Annotated in this window: 5 protein-coding genes; 2 read left to right on the top strand and 3 right to left on the bottom strand. The window is 64.4% G+C overall.

The window, feature by feature from the left end; translation table 11 throughout:
- Positions 1 to 287: 287 nt before the first annotated feature.
- The gene (locus WG899_RS18975; RefSeq protein WP_339597224.1) at positions 288 to 2948 is read right to left on the bottom strand and encodes a S9 family peptidase; all 2661 of its coding nucleotides are present in this window, start codon (positions 2946 to 2948) and stop codon (positions 288 to 290) included.
- Here WG899_RS18975 and WG899_RS18970 point away from each other — a divergent pair.
- Entirely contained in the window at positions 2926 to 3483 is a 558-nt protein-coding gene (locus tag WG899_RS18970; protein WP_339597223.1) for a hypothetical protein, read from the top strand. The genes WG899_RS18975 and WG899_RS18970 overlap by 23 nt on opposite strands.
- A gap of 62 nt (positions 3484 to 3545) precedes the next feature.
- Here the strand turns inward: WG899_RS18970 and WG899_RS18965 are convergent, their stop codons facing one another.
- On the bottom strand, positions 3546 to 4964 hold the full coding sequence (locus WG899_RS18965) for an esterase-like activity of phytase family protein (RefSeq protein WP_339597222.1): 1419 nt from the start codon (positions 4962 to 4964) through the stop codon (positions 3546 to 3548).
- 227 nt (positions 4965 to 5191) lie between these two features.
- Here WG899_RS18965 and WG899_RS18960 point away from each other — a divergent pair, with 227 nt between their 5' ends.
- The gene (locus tag WG899_RS18960; protein WP_339597221.1) at positions 5192 to 6712 is read left to right on the top strand and encodes a BCCT family transporter; all 1521 of its coding nucleotides are present in this window, start codon (positions 5192 to 5194) and stop codon (positions 6710 to 6712) included.
- Between the two features lie 83 nt (positions 6713 to 6795).
- Here the strand turns inward: WG899_RS18960 and uvrA are convergent, their stop codons facing one another.
- Entirely contained in the window at positions 6796 to 12450 is a 5655-nt protein-coding gene (gene uvrA / locus WG899_RS18955) for an excinuclease ABC subunit UvrA (protein WP_339597220.1), read from the bottom strand.
- Positions 12451 to 12676: the final 226 nt, after the last annotated feature.

Genomic DNA, 12676 nt, shown 5'->3' with positions numbered 1-12676 from the left:
CTCGCAGAATCACGCCCCCGACGCCACTCGGCAATTCCATCGATGTGCGTCCGCGTCGAGGGAGCACGGACGCGTTGGATCAGGACGCTTGGGGGCTTTGCGACGCGAGGTAAAGGAGGAGGCCCGGGCGCAAGCCCGGGACGGAGGACAGGAGCGGCGTGAAGCCCCCAAGTGGCCTGATCACCGCCAAACCGAAGGACAGCTAAGTGCCAACACCAGCCAGTCCATTTGGTTCAGGACTGAGCAAAAAATAGGCGCCGCAGCGCCTCTTACTTACTTCCTTCAACTCAAGGGCTGGTTCGGCCCAGGTTTTGCAGCCAGAAGGCCTCGTACTTGCGGTGCCAGCCGACGGTCTTGACCGCGCCGCCCATGCCGTGCTCGCCTTCGGGGTCGAGGAAGAGGTCCACCAGGCCCTCCTTGCCTGACTCCAGCAGTGCGCGATAGACATTCACCGTGTCTTGATACAAGACGTTAGGGTCCATCATGCCGTGCACCAGCAGCAGCGGCTTGCGCAAGCCTTTGGCCATGGGGATCAGCGAATACTTGCGCAGATTCGGCTTGCTGCGATCGACCTTGCCGATGGTGCGGCCGCTGTACCAGCTGTTGTAGTTCTCCCATTCGGTCGGGCCTGCACCGGCGATGCCAGCGGCGAACAGATCGGGCTTGCTGAACATGGTGTACTGAGTCTGGAAGCCACCAAAGCTCCAGCCGTTGAGGCCCACGCGTGCGGGGTCAATGCCGAAGTCCCGGCTCATCAGCGCATGCAGGTCTTCCAGGTCCTCGGTCTGCGGCAGGCCGGGGTTCTCCCAGTTGGCATCCGAGAAGCGGCGGCCGTAGTTCGAGTGTCCGCGCGAATCAATCGTTACCATCACATAGCCATGCTTGGCCGCCATATACATGGCGAACATATAGGCGCTGGGCTGGAAGCTATCCGCCTCGACCGAATGGCGATCGTTCAGAGGGCCGCCATAGATGTAGACCACGGCTGGCCGCTTGTCAGTCGCTTTCCAGCCTTGCGGCTTGAACACATAGGCCGGGATGCTGTCGCCATGGCGGTTCTTGAAGCGGAAGCGCTCGGGGCGCAGCACATCGACCTGGCTCCAGGCCTTGTCGTGGCTGTCGGTCAAGACCTTGGCCACCGGCTTGCTCGGCTGCGCCGCGTTGATCAGCTTCAACTCGGGGCGCGAAGCCCAGTGGCCGGCATTGGCCGCTAGCCATTGTGCATCGTACGAGACGGCCGGCGTGCGGTGATAGTCCGCCGCATCGCCCAGGGCCTGCATGCTGCCGTCGGCCAGGGACACGCGATACAGATTCATCGCCGCCAAGTCATCCTTATTGGCCAGCACGAAAAGGGCCTTGCTGTCCGGCGTGAAGCCCAAGACCTGGTGCGCCTCAAACTCGCCCTTGACCACCGCACGCAGGCTGCGCGACGCAATGTCCAGGGCATAGGGCTGGCGGAAGCCGGCTTCATCCAGGGTCAGGACCAGGGTCTTGCCATCGGGGGTGAACTGCGGTTTGATCACATTGACAACCTCGTGGCCCACGTCGCCGCGACGCTCCAGCACCATCTCTGGCTTAGCGTTCTCGTCGGCGCTGCCGACGTAGACGCGCAGCAACTCTTTCTCGCGCTCCCAGGTGCTGAAGGCATAGCGGCTGCCGTCGCGCGCCCAAGCAATCGGGCTGAGTTCAAACCAGACATCGCCGCCCGCGTTGATGAAGACCGGGGCGGGCTGCTTGGCCGGGGCACCTTCGGCGCCCGGTACCTTGCGGATATAGATCGCCAAGGGCTTGATCTGGCGCTTGTCGTCAGAAACCTCCCGGTCCACCTTCTTGGCGGCGGCGAAGCGCTCGGCATAGCCCATGATCTCGACCTTGCGGCCGGCTGGCTCCACGGCGGGCTTGCCGTCTTCCGGCGCCTTCAACAGCGCACGGCCGACCAGGGCCATCCAGCGACCATCCTCGCTGATGGTGGTCGACTCGATGCTGTACTTTTTGTCCGCATCATCGGGGTGGATCAACTCACGGTTGATGACCTGCACACCGCCCGCATTGAACTTGGCGCGCAGCACGCGCTTGTCGTCCATGAAGACATAGCCCTGATCATCAGCGGTGTAAGCCACCATGCGCAGATCACGCTGCGTCAGCTGCAGCGGCTGCAGGCTGGCTTCGCCGGCCACCCAGCGGAACAAGCTGCCACGGTACTGGACGATCAGCTCGTCCTTCTTGTTAGCCCACACCACACGTGCGGCGCCCGGGTAGAGGTCGGTTGGTTTGAGCTTCTCCTTGGCCAGCTTTTTCTTCAGCTCGTCGCGCCATTCCCAGAGTTCTTTGTCTTTCTCGGGCTTGTCGGCCGCTGCAACTGCAGACGCTGCCGATGCGGCTGGGGCCGCCGCCAGCGGCTTGCCGGCGCGCTTGGCGGCCAGGGCCTCAGCGGCTCGCTTCTCTGCTTCAGCCTCAGCCTTGTCGGCCGCCTTTTGCGCGTCGTCACGCGCCTTCTTGGCGGCGAACTCTTTCTTCACCAGCTCCAGCTGCGCGGCTTCCCATTGGCCCAGGTCCACCTTATCGCCGCGCAGGTAGGCCACCTGCGCCAACTCCTTGGCTTGGCGATCGGCCAGTTCACGGCGTTTTTGCTGCAGCTTTTTGTCGAAGCGTTCCAGGTCCTCCGGCGCGTCGAAGGCAGCCATGATGGCCGGCGAAGTCAGGCGCAGCGTTTTGCCGGTCTTGCTGTCATGCACATACAAATCGCTGCCGGGCTCGCCAAAGGGGTTCCACAAATAGGCCAGATAGCGGCCACTGCGGCTGAACGTGGCCTCTTTGGCGTTCTCGCCGCGATAAGGCTCAGCGCGGAACACCTGCTCCAGGCTGGGTGCTGCCGAGCTCAGGGCCGTCGCCGCGAGCGGCTGGGCAACCACCGCCTGGGCGGTGATGGCGCCAATCAAGGCGAGCACAAAGCAGCTGGTGGCTGCGATCTTTTTCGGTGGGGGAGTAAGAAAGCGCAATCGGATCTCCGGACGAGCCCAAGGTCAGGGCGCGCGGATTTTACGGGGCCGGGCCCCTTCAGCCCTTGGTCATGGAAAGTCGCAAGCGCAGATCGGCGAAACTTGCGGCATGAGCTTCTCCCTATCCAGCCTGTTCGCCTCCTTGGTTCTGCTGATCTGCCTGTTCATGGGTGTGCGCATGCTGCTCAAGCCGCAGCAACAGCGCCTCGTTGACGCCCATTTGAGGCGCATGCAGTTCTTCCTTCTGCAGCAGTTTCAAAGTCTGAAGAGCAGGCTCCAGCATCGCCCGAACAAAAAGGCGGCCTCCGCCGAAGCAGAAGCAGCCATACGCCGCGCCCAAAGCAAGGCCCGCAATGGCGTCAAGCCTGAAGGCGCTTGGGAAGGCAATGTCTACCGGCCCAAGCGCTTTGGCGGCCAGGGCGGCGACTCCGGCGCCGATGGAAACGAAGCGCAAGACGAAAAAAAGCCGCGCAATCTGCACTGAGACTGCACGGCTCTTGATCTGAACGACTGGGGCTGAGCCCCAGCCGGCCCCCAGTCAGCGCATCAGGCCTGGCGGCGGCGCGCCAAGCCGCCCACGGCCAACAGGCCACCCAGCATCAGTGCCCAAGTGCCGGGCTCTGGCACGGCGGTGACGTAATTGCCCAGTTCTGCGGCATCGATGGTGTAGGCATGCAAGACGCCCGGCAGCAGCTTGTAGCTGCCATCGCTTGGCAAGACTGCCGCAGCACCGCTGACGGTGACGCAGCCTGTCGTCGTACCCAGCGGGCACTGAATCGACGTCTTGTACGGGTCTGCATCGCTGAAACGGAAGTAGACGTCGAACTGCTCATTGCTGCCGTTCTGGGTCACGCTGTAGTCGTTGTCGGTGCCGGCCAGGATCAAATACTTGCCGTTGGCCAGCTTAGGCCCAATGGCCAGGCCTTCCCACTTCTCGGGCGACTTGCCGCCCAGGGCTGCCAGGGTGTTGGCGTCCAGGTCCATGATCTGACCCGACTTGCTGACCTTGGTGTAATTGCCGGTACTCAGATTGATGCTGGACACATCGCTAGCGCCGGCCAGGTCGATGCGATAGACCTCTTTGTCGGCTGTGGCGAAATCGGCGCCCACGCCCACGCCACGGTTGTTGCGCTCCAGCACATAGAACTCGTGGTCGTTGATGGCCACCAAGGCCGAGATACCTTGACCCTGGCCGCTGCGCTGCATCTGATAAGCGTATTGCGCCACGGCCGTGCCGGTCTCAACATCGAACTTGACGATGCGGTTGACCGAGCCGCTACCTGCGCCCTCGTCCAGCATGGCGCTTTGCAGCATGGCAAAAGCGTACTTGCCGTCTGGGCTGATGGCCAGGCCTTCGAAGCCACGGTTGAGGCGCTTGCCAGCGTTATTGCCAGTGTCGTTGGCGAAATTGGCCACGCCGGTGCCACTGTTGCGCGGGATCAAGTTGGCGGGCGTGATGAAGGTGCGCAGCAACTCGCCATTGCGATTGAACTCACGCACCGAAGGGCCGTACTCGTCGGAGATCAGGAAGTTGCCGTTCTTCGGGTTGATGACCACGCCTTCGGGGTCATGCGCCAGGCCCAAGTTGCTGGTCGGGTTGGGCGCCAGACCGTTCAGGGTCTGGTTACCGCTCTTGAAGATCACGGTCTCAGCAATCTTGAAGTTGCTGATGGCGCCGGTGTTTTGGTCCACATCCAAGGTGAAGCGCTGCACACGGGTGTCGTAGCTCAGGGTGCCGCCGCCAGGGCCGCGGTCCGACAGGCCCCACCACTCATTGCGGTTGGTGTCGTAATAAATGTCCGAGAAATAGCCCAAGCGACCGTTGTTGACGCTGCTGCCGCCGGACAGGTCCAGGGCTGCGCCATCCAGCGCAAGGCCGTTGACGAAGGACGGCGCGGCCTGCGCAGAAAGGCTTGCACAAGCCATCAGCACGGCGGCAGAGATAAAGCGGATGTTTGAAGTCATGGTGTGAGGGGTCCCAACAAAGTCGCTAAGCAGCCGAGCAGGCTAGGCCCGGGCGATGACAGTACCGTGACACACCCCTCGGATGAGGGTTGCTGAAGCGCATGCGCTGGCCGCGCCTCCCGCGTCACTTCCCGTCTGTTCCGGAAGCCCCCAGGCACAATCTTGTGCAGGAGAAGGCGCTGGACCTGCTCCGCCACCGAAAGACCCGCAGCAAGGCACACGCACTCATGCAAGGACTTCTTTCCATTCTCATCATTGTTGCTGTCGTCGCTTGGGGCCTGCTCGCACCCGTTGAGATGGCAAGCTATTTCGACGGCGCGCTGAAACAGCTGACACGCAAATTCGGCTGGCTTTATTTGTGGGTGGTGCTGGGCTTGGTGGTGTGCTGTCTGAGCCTGGCTTTTGGTCGCTACGGCCAACTGCGACTGGGACGCGACGACGAAGAGCCGGAGTTCACTCGTGCCGCTTGGTTCGCCATGCTCTTCTCCGCCGGCATGGGCATAGGCCTGGTGTTCTACGGCGTGGCCGAGCCGCTCTCCCACTTTCTGAAGCCACCGCCAGGCATTGCGCCGCAGAGCGTGGATGCCGCCAATGCCGCCATGCGCTACAGCTTCTTTCACTGGGGACTGCACCCCTGGGCCGTCTACAGCATCGTCGGCTTGGCGATCGGCTTTTTTCAGTTCCGGCGCGGCCGACCGGCCATGATCAGTTCGGTCACCGATGAACTGCCTTGGTCCTGGGCCAGGTCCCTCGGCCCGGTGATCAATGTCTTGGCCGTCGTGGCGACGGCTTTTGGCGTGGCCGCTTCGCTGGGCGTCGGCGCCTTGCAAATCAATGCGGGGCTGGCCCGGCTTTTTGGTTTGCCCATCGAGTTGCACGCGCAGTTCAGCATCATCGCCGTGAGCACCGCCTTGTTCCTGGCCTCGGCACTGAGTGGCTTGGGCCGCGGCGTGAAATGGCTGTCCAGCGCCAATTTGTTGATCGCAGCCGCGCTCGCCCTGACGGTCTTCGTCCTCGGCCCCACCGTCGCCATCATCGACACCTTCACCAACAATCTCGGCGCCTACCTCAGCGAGTTTGTGCGCATGAGCTTGCGCATGACGCCCTTCCGCGACAGCGCCTGGGTCAGCGACTGGACCGTCTTCTACTGGGCCTGGTGGATTTCATGGTCGCCTTTTGTCGGCGTCTTTATCGCCCGGGTTTCGCGCGGCCGCAGCATCAAGGAATTCATCCTGGGCACCATGCTGGCACCGACCTTGGCTGCTTGCCTGTGGTTCTCCATCTTCGGCGGCACGGCCTTGCATATGCAGATCTTCGAGGGCATTCCCATTGCAGCAGCGGTGCAGTCCAATGTGGCCACCGCACTGTTCAGCGTCTTCGATGCCCTGCCTTTGAGCGGCTTGATGAGTGTGGCGGCCACCCTACTGGTCATCGTGTTTTTTGTGACCTCAGGTGACTCGGCCACCTTGGTGCTGAGCATGATGAGCAGCGGCGGCAAGCCAGCGCCACATGCGGCAGTCAAGCTGATGTGGGGTTTCTTGGTGGCTGCCATCGCCGCCAGCCTGCTCAGCGTCGGCGGCGTCAGCGCACTGCAAACCGCAACCATCGTGTTCGCCCTGCCCTTCACCCTGATCTTGGTCTTGCTGGCCATCGCGTTGTGGCGAGGCGTGCGTGTCGATTTCGAAGCACAGCAGTTGCGCGAGCGTGAGTTGCGCCGCCGCTTGGAGGCTCTGGCCAAGTCCGACTAAACCCAGCTATGCCCGCCGGAGCCGGCCCAGGGGCGAGGCCTCAGGCCAGCCGCGATGCAAAGCTCGGCTGGGCAGACCTCCCTTCAAGCGCGCGCCAACACCGGCCTCAGCGCCTGCCCTGTGTGCGAGCCCTTCGCCACCACCTGCTCCGGCGTGCCGGCCACCACCACCTCGCCGCCGGCCGTGCCGCCGTCCGGGCCCAGGTCGATGACCCAGTCGGCTTCGGCGATCACATCCAGATCGTGTTCGATGACTACCACTGAGTGGCCGCCGGCCACCAGGCGGTGCAGCACCCGGATCAGGCGCTCGACATCGGCCATGTGCAGGCCCACGGTGGGCTCGTCCAGCACATAAAGCGTGTGCGGCGCCTTCTGGCCGCGGCGGCCCACCTCGTCACGCACCTTGACCAGCTCGGACACCAGCTTGATGCGCTGCGCCTCGCCGCCCGACAAGGTCGGTGAAGGCTGGCCCAGGGTCAGATAGCCCAGGCCCACATCCTGCAAGAGCTTGAGCGGGTGACCGATGGCGGGCATGGCGGCGAAAAACTCGACCGCCTCGTCCACCTCCATGGCCAGCACATCGCCGATGCTCTTGCCACGCCAGCTGACGCCCAAGGTCTCCGGATTGAAGCGCTGGCCATGGCATTGGTCGCAGAGCACCTTCACATCGGGCAGGAAACTCATCTCGATGGTGCGCATGCCCTGGCCTTCGCAGCCGGGGCAGCGGCCCTCGCCGGTGTTGAAGCTGAAGCGATTCGGCGCATAGCCGCGCGCCTTGCTTTCCAGCGTCTCGGCAAAGAGTTTGCGAATCGCGTCCCAGAAACCGATGTAGGTGGCCGGGCAGCTGCGTGGGGTTTTGCCGATGGGGGTCTGGTCCACTTCCAGCACGCGGTCCACTTTTTCGTGGCCCTCGATGCCGGCGCAGCCAATCCAGTGGGCCGGCGCTTTGCGCAGCGGCACGGCGACGGCCATATTGGCCAGCAGCACATCGCGCGCCAGCGTGGATTTACCCGAACCCGACACACCGGTCACCGCCACCAGGCGGTGCAGCGGCACATCGATGTTCACCTTCTGCAAGTTGTGCAGGGTGGCATCGAGCACGCGCAGGCGCGGGGCGTCGTCCAACATCTCGCGGCGCGCCTGCAGCGGGTGGATCAGCGGATGCGCCAGGAAGCGGCCGGTGACCGACTCGGCCTGCAGGGCCAGATCGGCTGCCGAGCCTTGGGCCACCACATGGCCGCCGCGTTTACCGGCGCCGGGGCCGATGTCGATGATGTGATCGGCGCGACGGATCGTGTCTTCGTCATGCTCCACCACCACCAAGGTGTTGCCCAGATCGCTGAGCCGGCCCAGGGCCTTGAGCAGGATCTGGTTGTCACGCGGATGCAGGCCGATGGTGGGCTCATCCAGCACATAGCACACGCCTTGCAGGTTCGAGCCTAACTGTGCGGCCAGGCGGATGCGCTGCGCCTCGCCGCCCGAGAGCGTGGGCGCGGCGCGGTCCAGGGTCAGATAGCCCAGGCCGACTTCTTCCAGGAACTCCAGGCGGCCCTGGATTTCGCTGACCACATCGCGGGCAATCTCGGCGTCGCGGCCCAGCAGCTCCAGGCTGTCGACCCAGGCGCGGGCCTGCTTGACGCTCCAGGACGCCACCGTGCTGATGGCTTGCGACTCAAAGGTCACGGCGCGGGCCGAGGGGTTCAGGCGGGTGCCGTGGCAATCGCCACAGGGCTGGTCGGCCAGGCCTTCGATGTCCACCTCCTGGCCGGCAAAGCTCTGCTCGCGGCCGCCCTTGTCGTCGACGACCGAATCGTCCAGCGCCTTGCGCTGTTCGCGCGTCAGGGCAAGACCTGTCCCCACGCAGCTATTGCACCAGCCATGCTTGCTGTTGTAGCTGAACATGCGCGGGTCCAGCTCGCCATAGCTGGTGCCGCAGGTTGGACAAGCGCGCTTGGTGCTGAAGACTTTGACGGTGCCTAAGCCCACCGTCGAGCGGCCCTCGGCCATGGCGGCATGCAGGCTGTCCAAAGGTGTCAGCAGGTGCAAGACCCCCTTGCCAAAGTCCAGAGCTTTGGCCAGCAGCTCGCGCAGCTCGGCTTCCTTGTCCACACTGATGACGAGGTCGCCGACCGGCAGCTCCAGGGTGTGCTCCTTGAAGCGATCCAGGCGAGGCCAGGGCGAGGTCGGCGTGAACTCGCCGTCCACGCGCAGATGGGTGTAGCCGCGGCCCTTGGCCCATTTGGCCAGGTCGGTGTAGAGGCCCTTGCGGTTGACCACCAGGGGCGCCAGCAGACCCACATGCTGACCCTTGTGATCGCGCAGCAGCTGAGCGGCGATGGACTCGACGCTCTGCGGCCGCACCGGCGTGCCGTCGTGAACACAGTGCTGCACGCCCAGCTTGACGTAGAGCAAGCGCAGGAAATGCCAGACCTCGGTGGTGGTGGCCACCGTGCTCTTGCGGCCGCCACGGCTCAGACGCTGCTCGATGGCCACCGTGGGCGGAATGCCCCAGACCGCATCGACCTCGGGCCGGCCCGCCGGCTGCACGATGGAGCGCGCATAGGCATTGAGCGATTCGAGATAGCGGCGCTGACCCTCGTTGAACAGGATGTCAAAGGCCAGGGTCGATTTGCCCGAGCCCGAGACGCCGGTGATCACATTGAACTTGCCGCGCGGGATGTTGACGTTGACCGACTTGAGGTTGTGTTCCTTGGCGTTGACGATCTGGATGTTGTTGTCGGCGTTGGCAGCCTTGCGGCGCGCGCGGATCAGGCTTTGCAGCGGCCGGCCCTCCTCCACCTTCATGGCCGGGCGGTCCATCTGCGCCGAGTACTCGCGCAGGGCCAAGGCGGTGTGCGAAGTCGGGTGTTCTTTGACCTCTTCCGGTGTGCCCACGCAGACCAGTTCGCCGCCGTCTTCCCCGCCCTCGGGGCCCAGGTCGATCAGCCAATCGGCCGCACGGATCACATCGAGGTTGTGCTCGATCAGGATCAGCGAATGGCCGATGGCCAGCAGCTTGCGCAGCGCGCGCATCAGCTTGGCGATGTCGTCGAAATGCAGGCCGGTGGTGGGCTCGTCGAACATGAAGAGCGTGCCCTTCTTGGCCACGGCCTGACGCGGCTTGCTGGCCGCCTCGGCCAGGAAGCCGGCCAGCTTGAGCCGCTGCGCCTCGCCGCCCGAGAGCGTGGGCACGGGCTGGCCCAGCTTCACATACTCCAGGCCCACATCGATGATGGGCTGCAGCTTGGCCAGCACCTCGCGGTCGTCCTTGAACAGGCGCACCGCTTCGCTAACGGTCAATTCAAGCACGTCGGCGACGCTCATCTCACGTTCGGCGCGCTGCAGCTTCACATCGAGCATCTCGGCGCGGTAGCGGCGGCCGTCGCAGTCCGGGCAGCGCAGGTACACGTCCGAGAGGAACTGCATCTCCACATGCTCAAAGCCCGAGCCCCCGCAGGTCGGGCAGCGGCCGTCGCCGGCGTTGAAGCTGAACATGCCGGCGGTGTAGCTTCGCTCGGCCGCCAGCGGTGTGGCGGCGAAGAGCTTGCGCAGCTCATCGAAAGCACCGACGTAAGAAGCCGGGTTGGAACGCGCGGTCTTGCCGATCGGCGATTGGTCCACAAACACCGCATCGGCCAGCCAATCGGCGCCCAGCAGGCGCTCGTGCTGGCCCGGCGTCTCGGTGGCCTGGCCGAAGTGGCGGGCCAGGGCCGGGTACAGCACATCCTGCATCAGCGTGCTCTTGCCCGAACCCGACACGCCGGTCACCACCACCATGCGCTGCAGCGGGAACTCGACGCTGACGTTGCGGAGGTTGTGTTCCCGCACGCCCTCCAAAATCAGCTTGGGCGTGCTGGCCTCGACCGGGCGCTTCAGGCCCATGCCGACGAATTTTCGCGAGCCGAGGTAGGCGCCGGTCAGGGTGTCGGCCGCGCGGATGGCTTCCGGCGTGCCGTCGAAGACGATTTGCCCGCCCTTCTCGCCCGGGCCGGGGCCCATATCGATGAGCCGGTCGGCCGCCAGCATCACCGCCGGGTCATGCTCGACCACCACCAAGGTATTGCCGGCATCGCGCAGGCGGTGCATGGCCTGGACGATGCGGTTCATATCGCGCGGGTGCAGGCCGATGCTGGGCTCGTCCAGCACAAAGAGCGTGTTCACCAGCGAGGTGCCCAAGGCCGTGGTCAGGTTGATGCGCTGCACCTCGCCACCGCTGAGCGTGCGGCTCTGGCGGTCCAACGTGAGGTAACCGATGCCGACATCGCAGAGGTATTTGAGCCGGTTGCGTATCTCCTCCAACAGCAGCTTGAGCGCGTCATCAAGCAGGCTGCTGGGCAGCTGCAAATGGTCGAGAAAGCTGCGCAGGCGGTGGATGGGCAGCTGCATCAAATCATGCAGGGCCAGGCCCGGCAGGGCCTCCAGCTGGGCGCGGTTCCAATCGACGCCCTTGGGCATCAGACGCTGTGCGGGCGGCAACAGCGAGTCGGCCAATTCCTTGGAGCCCACGCGCCAGAGCAGGGCCTCGGTCTTGAGTCGGGCGCCGTCGCAGGTGCCGCAGGTGGTGTAGCTGCGGTACTTGGACAGCAGCACCCGGATGTGCATCTTGTAGGCCTTGCTCTCCAGGTACTCGAAGAAGCGCATGACCCCGTACCACTGCTTGTTCCAGTTCCCGGTCCAGTTCGGCGAGCCGTGGATCACCCAGTCGCGCTGGGCCTGCGAAAGCTGGTTCCAGGGCGTGTCGCGCGGGATGCCGGCCTCGCCGGCATAGCGCAGCAAATCGTCCTGGCTGTCCTTCCAGGCCGGGGTGGAGAGCGTCTTGATCGCGCCGTTGCGCAAGGTCTTTCTCTCGTCCGGGATCACCAGGCCCAGGTCCACGCCGATGACGCGGCCGAAGCCCCGGCAGGTCTCGCAGGCCCCCATGGCCGAGTTGAAGGAGAACAGCGCCGGCTGCGGCTCTTGGTAGCGCAGATCGCTGTCGGGGCAATGCAGGCCGGTGGAGTAACGCCACAGGACGGCGTCACCTTCTTCCGCAGGCAAAACGTAGACATTCAATCGGCCGCTGCCGCGCTTGAGGCAGAGCTCAATCGCTTCCATCACCCGCTGTTTTTCAGCGCCTTGCAGACGGAATCGATCCGCCACCACATCCAGCAGCTTGCGCGGGCCGGTGGGCGTGGCAACTTCCCGCTCGGCTTGCACGCGCGTGAAACCGCTGGCGGAGAGCCACTGCGTCACCTCCTCGCTGCTGGTCGTGGCCGGCAGCTCGACCGGGAAGGTCAGCACGATGCGAGGGTCTTGCTCCTTGGTGCGTTCCAGCAGTTCCAGATAAATGGTCTGCGCCGTGTCGTGGCGCACCGCCTGGGCGGTCTTCTTGTCGAACAACTCGGCCGAGCGGGCAAACAAGAGCTTGAGGTGGTCGTTCAGCTCGGTCATGGTGCCGACCGTGGAGCGGCTGGTGCGCACCGGGTTGGTCTGGTCGATGGCAATCGCGGGCGGCACGCCCTCGACCTTGTCCACCGCCGGGCGGTCCATGCGGTCCAGGAACTGGCGGGCATAGGCTGAGAAGGTCTCGACATAGCGGCGCTGGCCTTCAGCGTACAGCGTGTCAAACACCAGGCTGGATTTGCCCGAGCCGCTGGGCCCGGTCACAACGGTCAACTCCCCCGTATGCAGGTCCAGATCAAGATTCTTCAGATTGTGTTGACGGGCGCCGCGGATGCGGATGGTGCCTTCGGAGGACATAGAGGAGTGCCTGCTGCTGCGCTGGGAGCGGACATTCTAGGGAGCGTGCCACCCCAAAGCTGTCAGTAGGGCAACTGGGGCGGCAATTTGGCGGCGCCAGAAAGTAAATCAGGGCCCTGCTGCCAGCCCTAATCAAAAGTTCCCGACCGCACCATCAGGTCAAGCCCCGACTTGGGGGGCTGTGTCCCTGCGCGACGCGGACGCCCGGTTCGGCCATTGCGCAGCA

The sequence above is a fragment of the Paucibacter hankyongi genome, assembly GCF_037482915.1.
GTDB classification, from domain to species: Bacteria; Pseudomonadota; Gammaproteobacteria; order Burkholderiales; family Burkholderiaceae_C; genus Paucibacter_A; species Paucibacter_A hankyongi.
This window is presented reverse-complemented; position numbering and strand designations above follow the sequence as displayed.